Origin of the sequence: Pseudomonas peli, assembly GCF_900099645.1 — a bacterium.
Classification (GTDB): Bacteria; Pseudomonadota; Gammaproteobacteria; order Pseudomonadales; family Pseudomonadaceae; genus Aquipseudomonas; species Aquipseudomonas peli.
In genome coordinates, this window is sequence record NZ_FMTL01000001.1 from 1,388,608 (window position 1) to 1,406,305 (window position 17,698).

General features: G+C 61.3%; 20 protein-coding genes. 17 read left to right on the top strand and 3 right to left on the bottom strand.

The features are described from left to right. The first annotated feature begins 49 nt into the window (after positions 1-49). Genes BLO50_RS06625 through BLO50_RS06645 form a run of 5 tightly spaced genes read left to right on the top strand, consistent with a single transcriptional unit; the run spans position 50 to position 3,892 of the window. Positions 50-619, top strand: coding sequence for a YqgE/AlgH family protein (locus tag BLO50_RS06625; RefSeq protein ID WP_090250094.1), 570 nt, complete (start codon positions 50-52; stop codon positions 617-619). Further along, positions 619-1,062 carry a Holliday junction resolvase RuvX gene (gene ruvX, locus BLO50_RS06630; protein ID WP_090250097.1) on the top strand — a complete coding sequence of 148 codons (444 nt, stop codon included), beginning with the start codon at positions 619-621 and terminating at the stop codon, positions 1,060-1,062. Before BLO50_RS06625 ends, ruvX begins: the two co-directional genes overlap by 1 nt. Positions 1,063-1,093: 31 nt before the next feature. After that, entirely contained in the window at positions 1,094-1,600 is a 507-nt protein-coding gene (gene pyrR, locus BLO50_RS06635) for a bifunctional pyr operon transcriptional regulator/uracil phosphoribosyltransferase PyrR (RefSeq protein ID WP_090250099.1), read from the top strand. Positions 1,601-1,610: 10 nt separating this feature from the next. Then, a complete protein-coding gene (locus tag BLO50_RS06640) occupies positions 1,611-2,621 on the top strand; it encodes an aspartate carbamoyltransferase catalytic subunit (RefSeq protein WP_090250101.1) in 1,011 nt (336 codons plus the stop codon). Then, positions 2,621-3,892, top strand: a complete 1,272-nt coding sequence (locus BLO50_RS06645; protein WP_090250103.1) for a dihydroorotase — start codon at positions 2,621-2,623, stop codon at positions 3,890-3,892. Before BLO50_RS06640 ends, BLO50_RS06645 begins: the two co-directional genes overlap by 1 nt. A gap of 54 nt (positions 3,893-3,946) precedes the next feature. Here the strand turns inward: BLO50_RS06645 and BLO50_RS06650 are convergent, their stop codons facing one another. Continuing rightward, positions 3,947-4,345, bottom strand: coding sequence for an NINE protein (locus tag BLO50_RS06650; RefSeq protein WP_090250106.1), 399 nt, complete (start codon positions 4,343-4,345; stop codon positions 3,947-3,949). Between the two features lie 156 nt (positions 4,346-4,501). Here BLO50_RS06650 and BLO50_RS06655 point away from each other — a divergent pair, with 156 nt between their 5' ends. Together BLO50_RS06655 and BLO50_RS06660 are read left to right on the top strand one after the other, a co-directional pair. Further along, entirely contained in the window at positions 4,502-5,713 is a 1,212-nt protein-coding gene (locus tag BLO50_RS06655; protein WP_090250108.1) for a putative DNA modification/repair radical SAM protein, read from the top strand. Beyond that, positions 5,713-6,591, top strand: coding sequence for a TIGR03915 family putative DNA repair protein (locus tag BLO50_RS06660; protein ID WP_090250110.1), 879 nt, complete (start codon positions 5,713-5,715; stop codon positions 6,589-6,591). The genes BLO50_RS06655 and BLO50_RS06660 overlap by 1 nt, the downstream gene beginning before the upstream one ends. Here BLO50_RS06660 and BLO50_RS06665 read toward each other — a convergent pair. Then, positions 6,557-7,702, bottom strand: a complete 1,146-nt coding sequence (locus tag BLO50_RS06665) for a PilT/PilU family type 4a pilus ATPase (protein ID WP_090250113.1) — start codon at positions 7,700-7,702, stop codon at positions 6,557-6,559. The genes BLO50_RS06660 and BLO50_RS06665 overlap by 35 nt on opposite strands. Positions 7,703-7,808: 106 nt before the next feature. Beyond that, positions 7,809-8,843, bottom strand: coding sequence for a type IV pilus twitching motility protein PilT (locus tag BLO50_RS06670; RefSeq protein WP_090250115.1), 1,035 nt, complete (start codon positions 8,841-8,843; stop codon positions 7,809-7,811). Positions 8,844-8,906: 63 nt separating this feature from the next. On the opposite strand from BLO50_RS06670, the gene BLO50_RS06675 reads away from it, so the two are divergent. From BLO50_RS06675 to hemW, 10 genes are all read left to right on the top strand, one after another. Continuing rightward, positions 8,907-9,593, top strand: a complete 687-nt coding sequence (locus tag BLO50_RS06675) for a YggS family pyridoxal phosphate-dependent enzyme (RefSeq protein ID WP_090250118.1) — start codon at positions 8,907-8,909, stop codon at positions 9,591-9,593. Between the two features lie 35 nt (positions 9,594-9,628). Next, positions 9,629-10,447: a pyrroline-5-carboxylate reductase gene (gene proC / locus BLO50_RS06680; RefSeq protein WP_090250121.1), complete on the top strand. Its 819-nt coding sequence runs from the start codon at positions 9,629-9,631 to the stop codon at positions 10,445-10,447. A gap of 9 nt (positions 10,448-10,456) precedes the next feature. Beyond that, the gene (locus tag BLO50_RS06685; protein ID WP_090250125.1) at positions 10,457-11,047 is read left to right on the top strand and encodes a YggT family protein; all 591 of its coding nucleotides are present in this window, start codon (positions 10,457-10,459) and stop codon (positions 11,045-11,047) included. 13 nt (positions 11,048-11,060) lie between these two features. Then, positions 11,061-11,357: a DUF167 domain-containing protein gene (locus tag BLO50_RS06690; protein WP_090250127.1), complete on the top strand. Its 297-nt coding sequence runs from the start codon at positions 11,061-11,063 to the stop codon at positions 11,355-11,357. Between the two features lie 236 nt (positions 11,358-11,593). Further along, a complete protein-coding gene (locus BLO50_RS06695) occupies positions 11,594-13,576 on the top strand; it encodes a dynamin-like GTPase family protein (protein WP_090250129.1) in 1,983 nt (660 codons plus the stop codon). 108 nt (positions 13,577-13,684) lie between these two features. Further along, entirely contained in the window at positions 13,685-14,824 is a 1,140-nt protein-coding gene (metX, locus tag BLO50_RS06700) for a homoserine O-succinyltransferase MetX (protein ID WP_090250132.1), read from the top strand. Positions 14,825-14,826: 2 nt separating this feature from the next. Next, positions 14,827-15,447: a methionine biosynthesis protein MetW gene (gene metW, locus BLO50_RS06705; RefSeq protein WP_090250134.1), complete on the top strand. Its 621-nt coding sequence runs from the start codon at positions 14,827-14,829 to the stop codon at positions 15,445-15,447. A gap of 40 nt (positions 15,448-15,487) precedes the next feature. After that, positions 15,488-15,907 (top strand): DUF4426 domain-containing protein, encoded by a 420-nt coding sequence (locus BLO50_RS06710; RefSeq protein ID WP_090250138.1) that lies wholly within the window; start codon positions 15,488-15,490, stop codon positions 15,905-15,907. A gap of 13 nt (positions 15,908-15,920) precedes the next feature. Further along, on the top strand, positions 15,921-16,517 hold the full coding sequence (gene rdgB, locus BLO50_RS06715) for an RdgB/HAM1 family non-canonical purine NTP pyrophosphatase (protein ID WP_090250142.1): 597 nt from the start codon (positions 15,921-15,923) through the stop codon (positions 16,515-16,517). Then, complete coding sequence (gene hemW, locus BLO50_RS06720; RefSeq protein ID WP_090250145.1) at positions 16,514-17,674, top strand: radical SAM family heme chaperone HemW; 1,161 nt, start codon at positions 16,514-16,516, stop codon at positions 17,672-17,674. The genes rdgB and hemW overlap by 4 nt, the downstream gene beginning before the upstream one ends. Positions 17,675-17,698: the final 24 nt, after the last annotated feature.

Here is a 17,698-nt window from a genome sequence, read left to right on the forward strand (position 1 = left end):
TGCCGCGTCGCGCTTGAAGCCAATGGCCTGAAGCCTGAAACTAACGCCCATGAAAGACGCCAGCCCCAGCTACCTCAAGCACCACTTCCTGATCGCCATGCCGCACATGGCCGATCCGCATTTCGCGCAGACCGTCACCTACCTGATCGACCACAACGAGTTCGGCGCCATGGGCCTGGTGATCAACAAGCCCAACGGCCTCAACCTGGCTGACGTACTCGAACAGCTGCGCCCGGATGACGAGCCGCACGTGCTCTGCCAGAGCCTGCCGATCTTTAGCGGTGGCCCGGTGCAGACCGATCGCGGCTTTGTTCTACACCCTAGCGGTCCGCAGTTTCAGGCAACCTTGGAGTTGGGCGAGCTGGGCCTGTCGACATCGCAGGACGTGTTGTTCGCCATTGCCGATGGCACCGGCCCGGAGAAATACCTGATCACCCTCGGTTATGCCGGCTGGGAGGCTGGACAGCTGGAAGCCGAACTGGCGGACAACGCCTGGCTGACCTGTCCGGCCGACAACGCCATCCTCTTCGACCTGCCCTTCGACCAGCGTCTGAACGCCGCGGCCGCACGCCTGGGCGTCAATCTCAGCCTACTTACCTCACAAGCCGGGCACGCCTGATGGCCGAGGCGAATACAAAACCGCTGCGCCTGCTGCTGGGCTTCGATTACGGCAGTAAACAGATTGGCGTTGCGGTCGGCCAGGTGATCACCGGCCAGGCCCGTGAGCTGTGCATCCTCAAGGCGCAGAACGGCGTGCCGGACTGGCAGAAAGTCGAAGCGCTGATCAAGGAATGGCAGCCGGACGCCATCGTCGTTGGCCTGCCACTGAACATGGACGGCACGAAAAGCGAAATGAGCGACCGTGCCGAGAAATTCGCCCGCCGCCTTAACGGCCGCTTCAATCTGCCCGTGCACACCCACGACGAACGCCTGACCACCTACGAGGCCAAGGGCCAGCGCCTGCAGCAGGGACAGAACAGCGGTTACCGCGAACGCCCGGTCGATGCCCTGGCCGCCGCCCTGCTGCTGCAAGGCTGGCTCGAAGAAAATTGCCTGGGCTAACGCCCACTTAGTTTGTACCTGGAGTGTTGCCATGAGCTTACCCAACCCGGCCGAACTGCTACCGCAAATGGCCGCCGCCCTGACCAGCCACCTGAATCAGCGGCGGATCAGTGAACCGCGCTTTATTGGCATCCGTACCGGCGGCGTTTGGGTTGCTCAGGCACTGCTCGAAGCCTTGGGCCGCGACGATGCGCTGGGCATTCTCGATGTGTCCTTCTACCGTGACGACTTCACCCAGAACGGCCTGCACCCGCAAGTGCAGCCGTCCGAGCTGCCGTTCGAAATCGAAGGCCAGCACCTGGTGCTGATCGACGACGTACTGATGAGCGGCCGCACCATCCGCGCCGCACTAAATGAATTGTTCGATTATGGCCGCCCGGCCAGCGTGACCCTGGTCAGCCTGCTTGACCTGAATGCCCGCGAGCTGCCGATTCGTCCGGACGTGGTCGGTGCCACCCTGTCGCTGGAAGGCGACCAGCGGGTAAAATTGTCCGGCCCCACGCCGCTGACCCTCGAACTCCAGACGCTTGCCCACTGAGACTCGCCAGATGACGACCATAGCCGCCAAGCGCCCGCTGCAACTGAATGACCAAGGCCAACTGCGCCACTTCCTGTCCCTCGATGGCCTGCCCCGCGAGCTGCTGACGGAAATCCTCGACACCGCCGACTCTTTCCTCGAGGTCGGCGCGCGCGCGGTAAAAAAGGTCCCGCTGCTGCGCGGCAAAACCGTGTGCAATGTGTTCTTCGAGAACTCCACACGCACCCGCACCACTTTCGAACTGGCGGCCCAGCGCCTGTCAGCCGACGTGATCAGCCTCAACGTATCGACCAGTTCAACCAGCAAGGGCGAAACGCTGTTCGACACTCTGCGCAACCTCGAAGCCATGGCCGCCGACATCTTCGTCGTGCGCCATGCTGATTCCGGCGCAGCGCACTTTATCGCCGAGCATGTGTGCCCGAACCTGGCGATCATCAACGGCGGCGACGGCCGTCACGCCCACCCGACCCAAGGCATGCTCGACATGCTGACCATCCGCCGGCACAAGGGCAGCTTCGAGAATCTCTCGGTGGCGATCGTCGGCGATATCCTGCACTCACGGGTGGCACGCTCGAATATGCTCGCGCTGAAGACCCTGGGTTGCCCGGATATCCGCGTGATCGCGCCGAAAACCCTATTGCCGGTCGGTATCGAGCAATACGGCGTGACCGTTTACAGCGACCTCGCCGCTGGCCTCAAAGACGTCGACGTGGTGATCATGCTGCGCCTGCAACGTGAACGCATGACCGGCGGCCTGCTGCCCAGCGAAGGCGAGTTCTACCGCCTGTTCGGCCTTACCGAAGAGCGCCTCAAGCTGGCCAAACCGGACGCCCTGGTGATGCACCCGGGACCGATCAACCGCGGCGTGGAAATCGAATCGGCGGTGGCCGACGGCCCGCAATCGGTGATTCTCAACCAGGTTACCTACGGCATTGCCATCCGCATGGCCGTGCTGTCCATGACCATGAGCGGGCAAAACGCCCAGCGCCAACTCAATCAAGATGCCGAGGAACAGAACTGATGCGTATGCGTATCCTCGGAGCCCGGGTAATAGACCCCAGCAGCGGCTTCGATCAACAAGCCGATATCTATATCGAAAGCGGCAAGATTCTCGCCATCGGCCAGATTCCTGCCGGCTTCGTCGCCGAGCAGAGCATCGACGCCCAAGGCCTCGTTGCCGCACCTGGCCTGGTCGACCTCAACGTCGCCCTGCGCGAGCCTGGCTATAGCCGCAAAGGCAGCATCGCCACGGAAACCCTGGCCGCAGCCGCCGGCGGCGTCACCAGCCTGTGCTGCCCACCATTTACCAAGCCAGTGCTGGATACCCCAGCCGTGGCCGAGCTGATTCTCGACCGCGCCCGCGAAGCCGGGCACACCAAGGTGTTCCCAATTGGCGCACTGAGCAAAGGCCTGGAAGGCGAGCAACTGGCCGAACTGGTAGCCCTGCGCGACGCCGGCTGCGTGGCCTTCGGCAATGGCCTGGACAGTTTCCGCAATAACCGTACCCTGCGCCGCGCCCTGGAATACGCCGCCACCTTCGACCTGACGGTGATCTTCCATTCTCAGGATCATGACCTGGCTGAAGGCGGCCTCGCCCATGAAGGCGCCACCGCGAGCTTCCTCGGCCTGCCGGGCATTCCGGAAAGCGCCGAAACCGTGGCCCTGGCCCGCGACCTGCTGCTGGTCGAGCAAACCGGCGTACGTGCGCACTTCAGCCAGCTGACCAGCGCGCGTGGCGCACAGCTGATCGCTGACGCTCAGGCCCGTGGCCTGCCGGTTACGGCCGACGTAGCCTTGTACCAGCTGATCCTCACCGATGAAGCGCTCAGCGACTTCTCCAGCCTGTACCACGTACAGCCGCCGCTGCGTACCGCTGCCGACCGCGATGGCCTGCGCGCCGCCGTGAAAAGCGGGGTGATCTCGGCCATTTCCAGCCACCATCAGCCGCATGAGCGCGACGCCAAGCTGGCACCCTTCGGTGCCACTGAACCCGGCATCAGCAGCGTGCAACTGTTACTGCCGCTGGCCATGAGCCTGGTGCAAGATGGCCTGCTTGACCTGCCCACCCTGCTCGCTCGCCTGAGCAGTGGCCCGGCGCAAGCGCTGCGTCTGCCGGCTGGCAAATTGAGCGTGGGCGCTCCCGCCGACCTGCTGCTGCTTGATCCTCTAGCCTCGACGCTGGCTGGGGAGAGCTGGTATTCGAAAGGTGCTAATTGCCCGTTTATCGGTCACTGCCTGCCCAGCGCCGTGCGCTACACCCTGGTAGACGGGCATATCAGCTACCAGGCGTGATGCCTCATGCCACAAAAAAGCCCGCCAATAGGCGGGCTTTTTCTAGCCTGAACCTTAACTGCGCTCAGCGTTCTTGATCGACACCTGGGAGTTCAGCGTCCAGAAGTCATACAGCACACCAAGCAGGAACAAACCACCCGTAAACAGGTAAATGATCCCGGTGATCCACTTGCCTTGGTACATGCGGTGCACACCGAAGATGCCGAGGAAAGTCAGCAAGATCCAGGCGACGTTGTAATCAGTATCGCCGGCGGTAAAGCGCAGATCAGCCTCGCGATCCATCGCCGGAATCAGAAACAGGTCGACGATCCAGCCAATAAACAGCAGGCCGAAGGTGAAGAACCAGATGGTTCCGGTTACTGGCTTGCCGTAATAGAAACGGTGCGCGCCGAGAAAACCGAAAATCCACAGCAGATAGCCGATAAGTTTGCTGTGCGTGTCCTGTCGCTGCATAGGTGTGCCTCCTGATGGCTGGTATCACTTTGACGCCACACTCTACGCAAGGTTCGCTGCCCTGGGAAATCCACGGTACGTTCAGTCATCCCAACGCTTGATGCCTGCTGAAGATTGCTAAATACTGTATGCATAAACAGTTAAGCAGGCATCATCATGCAGCTGATCGAAAAACTCACGGTACTTGCCGACGCCGCCAAATACGACGCGTCTTGCGCCAGCAGCGGCGCACCCAACCGCAGTTCAAAAGGCAAAAGCGGCATCGGCTCGACCAATGGCATGGGCATCTGCCACAGCTTCACCCCAGATGGACGCTGCGTGGCGCTGTTGAAGATCCTGCTGACCAATTTCTGCCTGTATGACTGCCAGTACTGCGTAAACCGACGCTCCAGCGACGTACCGCGCGCGCGATTTACCCCAGAAGAAGTGGTGACCCTGACCCTCGACTTCTACAAACGCAATTGCATCAGCGGGCTGTTTCTCAGCTCGGGGATTATCCGTTCGGCCGACTACACCATGGAGCAACTGGTCCGTGTGGCCAAACTGCTGCGTGAAGAGCACGAATTTCGCGGCTATATCCACCTCAAGACCATTCCCGACGCCGACCCGCTTTTGATTGCCGAAGCAGGGCGTTATGCCGACCGCCTTAGCGTGAATATCGAACTGCCCACCGAAAGCAGCCTGATTCGCCTGGCCCCGGAAAAGCAGGTGCGCACCATCAAGCAGGCCATGCACTCTATCCACCAGGGCGAGAGCGAAGCGCGCGCGGAAAAGCGCGCACCGCGTTTCGCCCCGGCCGGGCAGAGCACACAGATGATCATTGGTGCCGATGCCACCGACGACAGCACCATTCTGCACACTGCCGCATCGCTCTACGGCAACTTCCGCCTGCGCCGGGTGTATTACTCAGCATTCAGCCCGATCCCGCAGAGCCCGAACACGGTGCCCTTCGAAGCGCCGCCCTTGTTACGCGAGCACCGCCTGTATCAAGCCGACTTCCTGCTGCGCGGCTACGGATTCGAGGTGGGTGAGTTGCTCAGCGGCCCTGGCAACCTGGCGCTGGATATCGACCCTAAACTGGCCTGGGCGCTGAACAACCGTGAGCACTTCCCCGTCGACCTCAATCGCGCCGAACCGGCAATGATCGCTCGCGTGCCGGGAATCGGCGTGCTCAGTGCGAAACGCTTGGTCGCCCTGCGCCGGCAGAAGCGCATCCGCTTTGAAGACCTGACGCGCCTGCGCTGCGCCCTGGAAAAGGCCAAGCCCTTTATCGTCACCCAGGATTATCGCCCCCTGCAGGCCAGCCGCGAATCCCTGCTGCTGCGCCAGCAGCTCAGCGAAACCCCGGCACAGATGGCGCTGTGGTAATGCATCACGCCTCATTCGACGGCAGCTTTGCCGGTTGGCGCGAGGTTGCCAGAAACCTGGTGCAGCACGGTATACCGCCGCATCAGATCACGTGGTTGGGCAACAACGACAGCGGTGGGTTGTTTGACCAAGCACCGATAAGCCTCACGTCTACGGTGACAAACCCTGCACCGCGGATCCCCAAGCAGCTGCTGGAGCTGCTGCAAAGCGCCGCACACTTTCGTGTCGAGGACCGCTGGAGCCTTCTCTACCGGATTCTCTGGCGGGTCGCTATGGGGGATCGCGCAGCCATGCTGCCGGGGGACATCGATGGCAGCCAGCTGCATAAACGGCTAAAAGCGGTGCGCCGCGAAGCCCACCACCTGCATGCCTTTCTGCGTTTTCATCCGCGCCCCGAAGACGCCGAAGGCCCACAGCTAGTGGCCTGGCATGAACCGGCCCATGACATCCTGGCCAGTGCCAGTGGGCACTTTGCCGAGCGCCTCGGGCGCACCCGCTGGTTGATTGCCACACCGGATGACGGTGTGTATTGGGATGGCCAGCGCCTACATTACCAGCGACCCTGCCCGAGTGAGTGGCAACGCATGGCGCAAACGCCCGAGGATACGGGGGAAGCCCTGTGGCTGGCGTATTACGGCAGCACGTTCAACCCTGCGCGGCTCAACCGCAGCGCACTGGAAACCAGCATGCCGGTGCGTTTCTGGAGAAACCTCCCGGAAGGCCCGCTGATTCCGCAACTGATGAGCCAGGCCCGCGCCGGCGCACAGCGTGATGGCCAAGCCGAAACCGTCGCGCGACAGGGTGGAAAACGCATTCATCACCCCAACGCGAAACCGCCGCCAATCAACGAAAACGACGACCTGGATCGTCCTGACTGACTTCCAGTGACAAACCCTGCGCCATGCTGCTCAGGTGATCGCCATCCGTTTCCGAACCGAGCTTGATCATCAAGCGCAGGTCGTTGGCCGAATCCGCATACAGCAGCGCATCTTCGTAGGTGATTTCGCCCTGGCTGTAGAGGTTATACAGCGCCTGGTCGAAGGTCTGCATGCCCTGCTCGGTGGAGCGTTTCATCAGCGCCTTGAGCTCGTGCACCTCACCCTTGCGGATCAGGTCGGCCGCCAGCGGGGTGTTGATCAATACCTCAATCACTGCGCGGCGGCCTTTGCCGTCCGGGGTTGGGATCAGTTGCTGGGCGACGATGGCCTTGAGGTTGAGCGACAGGTCCATCCACACCTGGTTCTGCCGGTCGGAGGGGAAGAAGTTGATGATGCGATCAAGCGCCTGGTTGGCGTTGTTGGCGTGCAGCGTAGCCAGACACAAGTGCCCTGTCTCGGCGAAGGCCACGGCATGGTCCATGGTTTCGCGGGTACGCACCTCACCGATGAGAATCACGTCCGGCGCCTGGCGCAGGGTGTTCTTCAACGCCACTTCAAAGGATTCTGTGTCGATGCCCACCTCACGCTGAGTGACGATGCAGCTCTGGTGCTGGTGGATGTATTCAATTGGGTCTTCAATGGAAATGATGTGGCCACTGCTGTTCTTGTTGCGATAGCCGATCATTGCCGCCAGCGAGGTCGATTTACCGGTACCGGTCGCACCAACAAACAACACCAGGCCACGTTTGGTCAGGGCCAATTTCTTGAGGATTTCCGGCAGTTTCAACTCGTCCAGCGTCGGGATATTGGTCTCGATACGACGCAGTACCATCCCCGCCAGGTTACGTTGATAAAACGCACTTACGCGGAAGCGGCCGACGCCACGGGCGCTGATGGCAAAGTTGCACTCATGGTTCTCGGTAAAATCGCGGCGCTGCTGCTCATTCATCACCGCATGCACGGTTTCACGCGTCTGCTCTGGCGACATGGGCGTCTTGGTGATCGGCATAATCTTGCCGTTGACCTTCATCGACGGCGGTACGCCAGCGGTAATAAACAGGTCAGAGCCGCCCTTTTCCACCATCAGGCGCAGCAGTTTTTCGAATTCCATCGTTGTTCGCCCATGTGCATCACGCGGTTATGCAAGACCAGCGGCAGGCGCGTGAATGGCCGCTGGGCTGAACCCGACAGGCGAATGCCGGCCAGGTACTGTCGATTTAGAAGTTTTCTGGCGTTTTAGCTTTTTCGCGCGCGGCTTCGCGGCTGACGATGCCCTTGGTCACCAGCGTTTTCAGGCAGGAATCCAGGGTCTGCATACCCAGCGAGCCACCGGTCTGAATGGCCGAATACATCTGCGCCACCTTGTCCTCGCGGATCAGGTTACGGATGGCCGGGGTGCCAATCATGATTTCGTGAGCCGCCACGCGACCGCCGCCGATCTTCTTCAGCAGGGTCTGCGAGATAACCGATTGCAGCGATTCGGAGAGCATGGAACGAACCATGGACTTCTCTTCGGCCGGGAATACGTCAACCACGCGGTCGATGGTCTTGGCCGCCGAGGTGGTGTGCAGGGTGCCAAACACCAAGTGGCCGGTTTCCGCGGCGGTCAGGGCCAGGCGGATGGTTTCCAGATCGCGCATCTCGCCGACCAGGATGATGTCCGGGTCTTCCCGCAGTGCCGAGCGCAGGGCTTCGGAGAAGCCGAGGGTGTCACGGTGCACCTCACGCTGGTTGATCAGGCACTTCTTCGATTCGTGAACGAATTCGATTGGGTCTTCGACCGTCAGAATATGGTGATACTTGTTGCTGTTTATATAGTCGAGCATCGCCGCCAGGGTGGTCGACTTGCCCGAACCGGTTGGCCCGGTTACCAGCACCAGGCCGCGCGGCACATCGGAAATTTTGCGGAATATCTCGCCCATGCCGAGGTCTTCCATGCTCAGCACTTTCGACGGAATGGTCCGGAATACCGCGCCAGAACCACGGTTCTGGTTGAAGGCGTTAACCCGGAAACGTGCCACGCCGGGTACTTCGAAGGAGAAGTCGGTCTCGAGGAACTCCTCGAAATCCTTGCGCTGCTTGTCGTTCATGATGTCGTAGATCAGTGCGTGCACCTGTTTATGGTCCAGCGCAGGCAAATTGATCCGGCGAACATCACCGTCGACCCGAATCATCGGAGGCAGGCCAGCGGAGAGATGCAGGTCCGATGCACCTTGCTTGGCGCTGAAGGCCAGCAATTCAGTGATATCCATGGGACTCCCTAATGACAGACAAGCAGGTAGAATGCCGCGAAACCCAGGCGGCGGGCGCAAGTAATGTCCACGATAGCAGAGAATATTGCAAAGGTCGGAGTGCGCATCCGTGAGGCGGCGCAAGCCTCGCAGCGAGATTGTGCGACTGTTGGCCTACTCGCGGTGAGCAAAACCAAACCGGCCGAAGCAATTCGCCAGGCCTTTGCAGCCGGCACCTGCGATTTCGGTGAAAACTACCTGCAGGAAGCCCTGGAAAAGCAGGCAGAATTGAGCGACCTGCCGCTGACCTGGCACTTTATCGGTCCGATCCAATCGAACAAAACCAAGCCCATCGCCGAGCACTTTGCCTGGGTGCATTCGGTGGATCGCCTGAAAATCGCCCAGCGTCTATCTGATCAACGTCCGGCGCATCTACCGCCGTTGAATATCTGCCTGCAGGTGAATGTTAGCGGTGAGGCCAGCAAATCCGGCTGCAACCCAGATGAGCTGCAGGCCCTGGCACAAGCGGTTACACAACTGCCAAACCTGCGCCTACGCGGATTGATGACAATCCCCGAGCCCACCGACGACCCCAGCGAGCAACGCGCCGCCTTCGCCCGCCTGCGCGAGCTGATGCAAGGTCTGAACCTGGACCTCGACACCTTGTCCATGGGCATGAGCCATGACCTAGAAGCCGCCATCGCCGAAGGCGCAACCTGGGTGAGGATTGGCACCGCCCTCTTCGGCGCACGTGACTACAGCACAACCTGATTGAGTTTGCCTTCAGCTATAAAAGGAAGCCCGTTATGACCACGCCTCGCATTGCCTTTATCGGCGCCGGCAATATGGCCGCCAGCCTGATCGGCGGACTGCGCGCCCAGGGCACTGATGCCAGCGCCATTCGCGCCAGTGACCGCGGCGCCGAACAGCGCAACAAGATCAGCGCCGAACATGGCATCGAAACCTTTGCCAGCAACGCTGAGGCGATTCAGGGCGCGGACGTGATCGTGCTGTCGATCAAGCCGCAGGTGATGAAAGAAGTCTGCCTGGATCTCGCCGCACATATCGGCGAACAGCAGCTGGTGGTGTCGATTGCCGCCGGCATCAGCTGCGCCAGCCTGGAAAACTGGCTTGGCCCGCGCGCGATTGTGCGCTGCATGCCCAACACGCCGGCACTGCTGCGCCAGGGCGTCAGCGGCCTGTATAGCAATGCTCAGGTTTCGCCGGCCCAGCGCCAACAGGCAGAACAGCTGCTCAGCGCCGTCGGCCTGGCGCTGTGGCTGGATCAGGAAGCACAGATCGATGCTGTGACCGCCGTATCCGGCAGCGGCCCGGCATACTTCTTCCTGCTGATTGAAGCCATGACCGCCGCGGGCGAGAAACTCGGCCTGCCGCGCGAAACCGCTGCCCAGCTGACACTGCACACCGCACTCGGCGCTGCCCGTATGGCTGTGGCCAGCGATGTTGATGCCAGCGAACTACGCCGCCGGGTCACTTCACCGGCTGGCACCACCGAGGCTGCGATCAAGACCTTCCAGGCTGACGGCTTCGAGGCCTTGGTCGAGAAAGCCCTGAATGCCGCCGCCCACCGCTCTGCCGAGCTCGCCGAACAACTCGGTCAATAAGGAACGAAAATGATCGGACTCAACACCGCCGCCGTTTACATCCTGCAGACCATTGGCAGCCTCTACCTGCTGATCGTATTGCTGCGTTTTATCCTGCAACTGGTACGTGCAGACTTCTACAACCCACTCAGCCAGTTCATTGTGCGCGCCACCCATCCGCTGCTGAAACCGCTGCGCAAGTTGATTCCAAGCGTCGCCGGACTTGATCTGGCCTCGCTGGTGCTGGCCATTTTGGTGCAGCTCGTGCTGATGGCACTCACCCTGATGCTCCTTGGTTATGGCCTGGAGAACCCGCTGCAGCTGCTGGTGTGGTCAATCATTGGCGTCACTGCACTGTTCCTCAAGGTGTTCTTCTTCGCCCTGATCATCAGCGTGATTCTGTCCTGGGTCGCCCAAGGCAGCCATAACCCCACCGCCATGCTGATCAATCAGATCTGCGAGCCGCTGCTGTCGCCAATTCGCCGCATTCTGCCGAGCATGGGCGGGCTGGATCTGTCGCCCATAGTCGCGTTCCTGCTCCTCAACCTGATCGACATGCTAGTGATCCGCAACTTGGCGGTCATGACTGGCATGTACAAAGGCCTGAGCTTGGCAATCTGACCGCGAGCGCCAGATGAGCCACTTTCGCTGGGACGGCGCCGACCTGATTCTCGAGTGCCACCTGCAGCCTAAGGCGAGCAAGGATGAGTTCGCGGGGCTGCACGGTGAGCGGGTGAAAATCCGTCTTACCGCACCGCCTGTAGATGGCAAAGCCAATGCCCAGCTGCTGGCGTTCCTCGCCAGCGTATTTGCAGTCAGCAAAAGCCAGGTCAGCCTGGAAAGCGGTCAACAAAGCCGGCAAAAGCGCGTGCGCATCAAACAACCACAGCGTTTACCCACCGAACTCGCACTGACCGCTCGGTCACCCTGACCGACCATAAGGCGGGCGGGCGACGACATGCGATTGACGCCATAGCTGCGACCCGCATAATGCCAGGCAGGTCAATCCACGAACGTCGTGGATCTGGCGCAATTGCGCAGGCTTTAAAGCATTATCTGCCGCGTCAGTTACCCACGCGGCACCGTTCAATGTGTGCCCGATTCAACCTGGGTGCCGTATAGCCCAGTCGCCCCACAATGGATGCGCCAACCGGAGGAAAGCCCAGGATGAGCATGGAACGTCTCAGTCAGCAAGTCGATGCTTACGTCACCTGGAAGCGCGAGCTGATGCGCGAAATCACCCGCTATCGCAGCTGGCTGCTGACCAATCGGCTCAACTCTGACGCCGTGGAAGCCAAGCTTGAGCGCGCGCTTAAACTGTTGCGCACTGACCATATCACCCTGGCCTTTGTTGGCGAGTTCTCACGCGGCAAGACCGAGCTGATCAACAGCCTGTTCTTCTCCTCCTACGGCCAGCGCATGCTGCCGTCCCAGGCTGGGCGCACCACCATGTGCCCTACCGAGCTGTTCTTCGACCCACGTTCGGAGCGCTCCTATATCCGCCTGCTGCCCATCGAGACCCGCGTGTCCGAGGCCAGCGTGGCGCAGTTCAAACGGATTCCGCGGCACTGGGTAAATATTCCGCTGGACCTCAGCGACCCGGACAACATGGTTCAGGCCTTTATCCAGGTCGCCCGCACCAAACCCATGCCGGTCGAACAGGCGATTGCCCTGGGCTTTCACCCGGACATGCTGGAAAGCACCAATAAGCCCGGCGAAGTGCTGGTGCCGGCCTGGCGTCACGCCATGGTCAACTTCGACCACCCGTTGTTGCGTCAGGGTTTGCGCATCCTCGACACCCCAGGCCTGAACGCCCTCGGCAGTGAGCCGGAGCTGACCTTGTCGATGCTGCCTAGCGCCCAGGCGATCATCTTCCTGCTGTCCGCCGATACCGGCGTGACCGCCAGCGACATGGCCGTGTGGCAGCAGCATATCCGCCAACTCGACGAAGACACCCAGACCAGCTTGTTCGCCGTATTGAACAAGATCGACGTGCTCTGGGATGACCTGGCCGGCGAAGCCTTTGTGCAGAACGCCATCCGCCAGATTCAGACCAGCACCGCGCGCCAGCTCGGCATCCGCGTCGAGGACGTGCTGCCGCTGTCGGCCAAGCAGGCGATGCTGGCCAAGGTGCGCAAGGATCCGGAACTGCTGGCCCGCAGCCAGATGAGCAACCTGGAAAACCTGCTCTGCGAACGTATCATCGCGCAGAAGGAGCGCCTGCTCGAAGACCGCGTGGTCAATCAGGTGCTGAGGCTGCTGCAGAACAGCCAGCACGTACTCAACCTGCGTCTGGAAAAGGTCAACGAGCAACAGGGGCTGCTGAGCAATCACCAGCACGACAACGGCCAGATGCTGTTCGAGCTGACCGCCAAGACCAAGGAAGACCACAGCCAGCACCATAAACGCCTGCTTGGCCTGAAAACCAACCAGCGCTTGCTCAAACGTCAGGGCGACCTGCTGCGCCACGCCTCGCGCAGCGAGCGCCTGGACGAACACCTGAACAAGGTACGCAAGAACCTCACTGGCAGCTGGACCACCCTGGGTATCAACCAGGCCATCCTGCATTTCTTCCGCAGCATGGAGCAGGACCTGCACAACCTGGCCCAGGAAGCCGACATGGCCAACAAGATGGTCGCGGCCATCTACCGTCGGCACAACGAAGAGAACCCACTGCACGGCGTCGACGCACCGCAGTTCAACGTCAACCGCTACCTGCGTGAACTCAAGCAGCAGCAGACCAAGGCCGACCAGTTCCGCCTGCAGCTGAAAACCCTGCTGACCGAACAGCGCAGCCTGACCAAGCGCTTTTTTGCCACCCTGGTGCAGGAAGTGATCGGCCTGCACCAGCGCATGCGCCAGGAAGCCGAACAATGGGCCAGCGATGCGCTGATGCCACTGATGCAGCACACCCTGGAGCACAAGCAGCTGCTGGAAACCCACATGCTGCGGCTTAAAGCCCTGGCCCAGGAAACCCAGCAGGCGCGCCAACGCGGCCAACAACTGGCGCGTTACAGCAGCGAACTGGAGCAGCAACTGGCGCAAGCAAACGACATGCTGCGCATCCTGCGTCGCCCTGCCCCCGTGCAGCGCCAGGGCAAGGTGGTCAACCTGCCAGGAGCTGCGCGCCCGCACAGCATCGGCGAATAGCCCCGGCTCAGCTCTGCCATATCCGCCGTACCCCTGCCGCCCCATGCGCTTGCCGCCTGGGGCGGCGCTCTTTAGACTGCGGCTCTTCCTTTATTGCGAGCAGGGTCGATGTCGACTGCCTTTCCCCAAGACTCTGTTGGCCTGGTAACCCCGCAGGTGCTGCACTTTGCAGAACCTCTGGCGCTGGCCTGCGGGCGCGGCCTGGCCGACTACCAACTAATCTTTGAAACCTATGGCGAGCTGAATGCCACGGCAAGCAACGCCGTGCTGATCTGCCACGCCCTGTCCGGCCACCACCATGCCGCCGGTTATCACAGCGCGGAAGACCGTAAACCGGGCTGGTGGGACAGCTGTATCGGTCCCGGCAAACCCATCGACACCAACAAGTTCTTTGTCGTCAGCCTGAACAACCTAGGCGGCTGCAACGGCTCCACCGGCCCGAGCAGCATCAACCCAGCGACCGGCAAAACCTTCGGCGCCGACTTCCCGGTAATGACCGTGGAGGACTGGGTACACAGCCAGGCGCGGCTGGCCGACAACCTCGGCATCCAGCAGTGGGCCGCGGTGATCGGCGGTAGCCTCGGCGGTATGCAGGCCATGCAATGGACCATCAGCTACCCCGAGCGCGTGCGTCACTGCCTGGCGATTGCCTCGGCGCCCAAGCTATCGGCACAGAACATCGCCTTCAACGAAGTGGCGCGCCAGGCGATCCTCACTGACCCGCAATTCCATGGCGGACACTTTCAGGAACAGGGCGTGATCCCCAAGCGCGGGTTGATGCTGGCGCGCATGGTCGGCCACATCACCTACCTGTCGGATGACGCCATGGGCGAAAAATTCGGCCGAGGCCTGAAGAGCGAGAAGCTCAACTACGACTTCCACAGCGTCGAGTTCCAGGTGGAAAGCTACCTGCGTTACCAGGGCGAGGAGTTCTCCGGGCGCTTTGACGCCAACACCTACCTGCTGATGACCAAGGCGCTGGACTACTTCGACCCGGCGGCAGCCTTCGATGGCGACCTGGCCAAGACCCTGGCCCACGTCAGCGCCGATTTCTGCGTGATGTCCTTCACCACCGACTGGCGCTTCTCGCCGGCACGCTCGCGGGAAATCGTCGATGCCCTGACCGCCGCGCGGAAAAACGTCTGCTACCTGGAAATCGATGCGCCCCAGGGCCACGACGCCTTCCTCATGCCGATCCCGCGCTACCTGCAGGCGTTCGACAGTTATATGAAACGGATTAAGGTGTAGCCATGCGCGCGGATCTCGACATCATCCAAGAGTGGATTCCCGCCGGTAGCCGGGTGCTTGACCTGGGTTGCGGCAATGGCGAGCTGCTCGCCTGGCTGGCCGAACACAAGCAGGTCAGCGGCTACGGCCTGGAAATCGATGCGGACAACATCGCCCAATGCGTGAGCAAGGGCGTCAACGTGATCGAGCAGAACCTCGACAAGGGTCTGGGCAACTTCGCCAGCAACAGCTTCGACGTGGTGGTCATGACCCAGTCGCTGCAAGCCCTGCATTACCCGGACAAGGTGCTGGCAGAGATGCTGCGCGTCGGCAAGACCTGCATCATCACCTTCCCTAACTTCGGCCACTGGCACTGCCGCTGGTACCTCACCACCAAGGGCCGCATGCCGGTGTCGGATTTTCTCCCGTACACCTGGTTCAACACGCCGAACATCCATTTCTGCACCTTCGAAGACTTCGAAAAGCTGTGCCACGATCAGGGCGCAAAAGTCATGGATCGTCTGGCCGTGGACCGCGACCACCGGCACGGCTGGGCCAGCCGGATCTGGCCTAATCTGTTAGGTGAAATCGGCATTTACCGGATCAGCGGGCCTACTGCCCAGGATGTTCAAATCGCCAATTGAGCGGCCTTATCCCAGGCCGCTGTCCATCTGGAGAACCCTTATGCGTCGCATCGCACTTTTATTTATCGCCCTGTGCCTGAGCCTGCCTGCGCTGGCTGAACGCAAGCAGACGTTCGGCGACCTCGACGTTCACTACATCACCTTCAACTCCAGCTTTCTGCAGCCGGACATAGCCGCGGCCAATGGCCTGGTGCGCAGCAAAACCCAGGGCGTGGTGAACATTTCCGTACTCAAAGCCGGCAAGGCCAGCAGCGCCAGCGTCAGTGGCGAAGTGAAGGATCTGGTCGGTCGCAGCCAGCCGCTGACCTTCAAGCAGGTCAACGAAGGTGAAGCCATCTATTACCTGGCGCAATTCACCTTCAGCCAACGTGAAATGCTGCGCTTCACTATCAACGTGCGCGCGGCCGATGGCGTGGCGCACAGTTTTAATTTCAACCAGGAAGTCTTCCCAGACGAATGATGGCCCTGAATACATGATGCCTTTCAACGAGCTTGTACTCGCCAGCCATAACGCCGGCAAACTCAAAGAGCTGCAGGCCATGCTCGGCAGCAGCGTACACGTGCGCTCAGTCGGCGAGTTCTCCATGGTCGAGCCGGAAGAAACCGGCTTATCGTTTATTGAAAACGCCATTCTGAAAGCACGCAATGCTGCCCGCCTGTCAGGCATGCCGGCGCTGGCGGATGACTCCGGCCTGGCGGTGGATTTTCTCGGTGGCGCACCGGGCATCTACTCGGCGCGCTACGCCGATGGCCAGGGTGATGCGGCGAATAACGCCAAGCTGCTCGACGCTCTGAAAGATGTGCCGGATGCCGAGCGCGGCGCGCAATTCGTCTGTTGCCTGGCGCTGGTACGGCATGCCGACGACCCGCTGCCGATCATCTGCGAAGGCCTCTGGCACGGGCGCATCCTGCACGCCGCGCAAGGCGTGGAAGGCTTCGGCTATGACCCGCTGTTCTGGGTGCCCGAGCGCGACTGCTCCAGCGCCGAACTGCCAGCGGCCGAGAAAAACCAGATCAGCCACCGCGCACGCGCCATGGCCCTGCTGAAACAGCGGCTGGGCCTGGCATGACCACGGCGTCCGGCGGTGGCTTCGCGCTGCCGCCACTTGCACTCTATGTGCACATTCCCTGGTGCGTAAAGAAGTGCCCGTATTGCGACTTCAACTCCCACACCGCCGGGCCCAACCTGCCGGAGGAAGAGTACGTCGACGCCCTGCTGGCCGATCTCGATGCTGATCTGGCGCAGGCGCATAACCGGCCGCTGAGTTCGATTTTCTTTGGCGGCGGCACGCCTAGCCTGTTTTCAGCCAAAGCCCTCGGTCGCCTGCTTGAAGGCGTGGAGCGGCGCGTGCCGTTTGCCGCCGATATCGAAATCACCCTGGAAGCCAACCCCGGTACCTTCGAACAGGCCAAGTTCAAGGACTATCGCCGCCTGGGCATCAATCGCCTGTCGATTGGCGTGCAGAGTTTCCAGGCGCCCAAGCTGATCGCTTTGGGCCGAATCCACGACGGCGACGAAGCGGTGCATGCCGCCGATATGGCACGCGCCGCCGGCTTCGACAATTTCAACCTCGACCTGATGCACGGCCTGCCGGATCAGTCCATCGAGGATGCCCTCAGCGATCTGCGCACCGCCATTGCTCAAGGGCCGACGCACCTGTCCTGGTATCAGCTGACCGTGGAGCCGAACACGGTGTTCTGGAACCAGCCACCCGAAGTGCCGGAAGACGATATTCTCTGGGACATTCAGGAAGCCGGACAGGCCCTGCTGGCCGCTGAAGGTTACGCGCAGTACGAAGTTTCAGCCTACGCCCAGGCCGGCAGGGCCGCGCGGCACAACCTGAACTACTGGACCTTCGGCGATTTTCTCGGCATCGGCGCCGGCGCTCACGCCAAACTCAGCCAGCCGGACGGGCGCATCAGCCGTAGCTGGAAAACCCGCCTGCCCAAAGACTATCTAGACCGCAGCAAACGCTTCAGCGCCGGCGAACGCGTCCTGGGTGCTGATGAGCTGCCCTTCGAATTTCTGATGAATGTGCTGCGCCTCACGGACGGCGTCGCCAGCGAACTGTTCACTCAGCGCACCGGCCTGCCGCTCAGCCAACTCGCCGCAGCGCGCATCGAAGCGCAAAAGCGCGGCCTGCTGCACAGCGACCCGACACGCCTGAGCGCCACCCGCGAAGGCCAGCTGTTTCTCAACGACCTGCTGCAGTATTTTCTACCCTGACGCACACGCCGCCACGGCTAAGGA

Coding starts and splice junctions, on each gene's coding strand:
- BLO50_RS06625 (WP_090250094.1), top strand. CDS start 50: ATGAAAGACGCCAGCCCCAGCTACCTCAAGCACCACTTCCTGATCGCC.
- ruvX (WP_090250097.1), top strand. CDS start 619: ATGGCCGAGGCGAATACAAAACCGCTGCGCCTGCTGCTGGGCTTCGAT.
- pyrR (WP_090250099.1), top strand. CDS start 1,094: ATGAGCTTACCCAACCCGGCCGAACTGCTACCGCAAATGGCCGCCGCC.
- BLO50_RS06640 (WP_090250101.1), top strand. CDS start 1,611: ATGACGACCATAGCCGCCAAGCGCCCGCTGCAACTGAATGACCAAGGC.
- BLO50_RS06645 (WP_090250103.1), top strand. CDS start 2,621: ATGCGTATGCGTATCCTCGGAGCCCGGGTAATAGACCCCAGCAGCGGC.
- BLO50_RS06650 (WP_090250106.1), bottom strand. CDS start 4,345: ATGCAGCGACAGGACACGCACAGCAAACTTATCGGCTATCTGCTGTGG.
- BLO50_RS06655 (WP_090250108.1), top strand. CDS start 4,502: ATGCAGCTGATCGAAAAACTCACGGTACTTGCCGACGCCGCCAAATAC.
- BLO50_RS06660 (WP_090250110.1), top strand. CDS start 5,713: ATGCATCACGCCTCATTCGACGGCAGCTTTGCCGGTTGGCGCGAGGTT.
- BLO50_RS06665 (WP_090250113.1), bottom strand. CDS start 7,702: ATGGAATTCGAAAAACTGCTGCGCCTGATGGTGGAAAAGGGCGGCTCT.
- BLO50_RS06670 (WP_090250115.1), bottom strand. CDS start 8,843: ATGGATATCACTGAATTGCTGGCCTTCAGCGCCAAGCAAGGTGCATCG.
- BLO50_RS06675 (WP_090250118.1), top strand. CDS start 8,907: ATGTCCACGATAGCAGAGAATATTGCAAAGGTCGGAGTGCGCATCCGT.
- proC (WP_090250121.1), top strand. CDS start 9,629: ATGACCACGCCTCGCATTGCCTTTATCGGCGCCGGCAATATGGCCGCC.
- BLO50_RS06685 (WP_090250125.1), top strand. CDS start 10,457: ATGATCGGACTCAACACCGCCGCCGTTTACATCCTGCAGACCATTGGC.
- BLO50_RS06690 (WP_090250127.1), top strand. CDS start 11,061: ATGAGCCACTTTCGCTGGGACGGCGCCGACCTGATTCTCGAGTGCCAC.
- BLO50_RS06695 (WP_090250129.1), top strand. CDS start 11,594: ATGAGCATGGAACGTCTCAGTCAGCAAGTCGATGCTTACGTCACCTGG.
- metX (WP_090250132.1), top strand. CDS start 13,685: ATGTCGACTGCCTTTCCCCAAGACTCTGTTGGCCTGGTAACCCCGCAG.
- metW (WP_090250134.1), top strand. CDS start 14,827: ATGCGCGCGGATCTCGACATCATCCAAGAGTGGATTCCCGCCGGTAGC.
- BLO50_RS06710 (WP_090250138.1), top strand. CDS start 15,488: ATGCGTCGCATCGCACTTTTATTTATCGCCCTGTGCCTGAGCCTGCCT.
- rdgB (WP_090250142.1), top strand. CDS start 15,921: ATGATGCCTTTCAACGAGCTTGTACTCGCCAGCCATAACGCCGGCAAA.
- hemW (WP_090250145.1), top strand. CDS start 16,514: ATGACCACGGCGTCCGGCGGTGGCTTCGCGCTGCCGCCACTTGCACTC.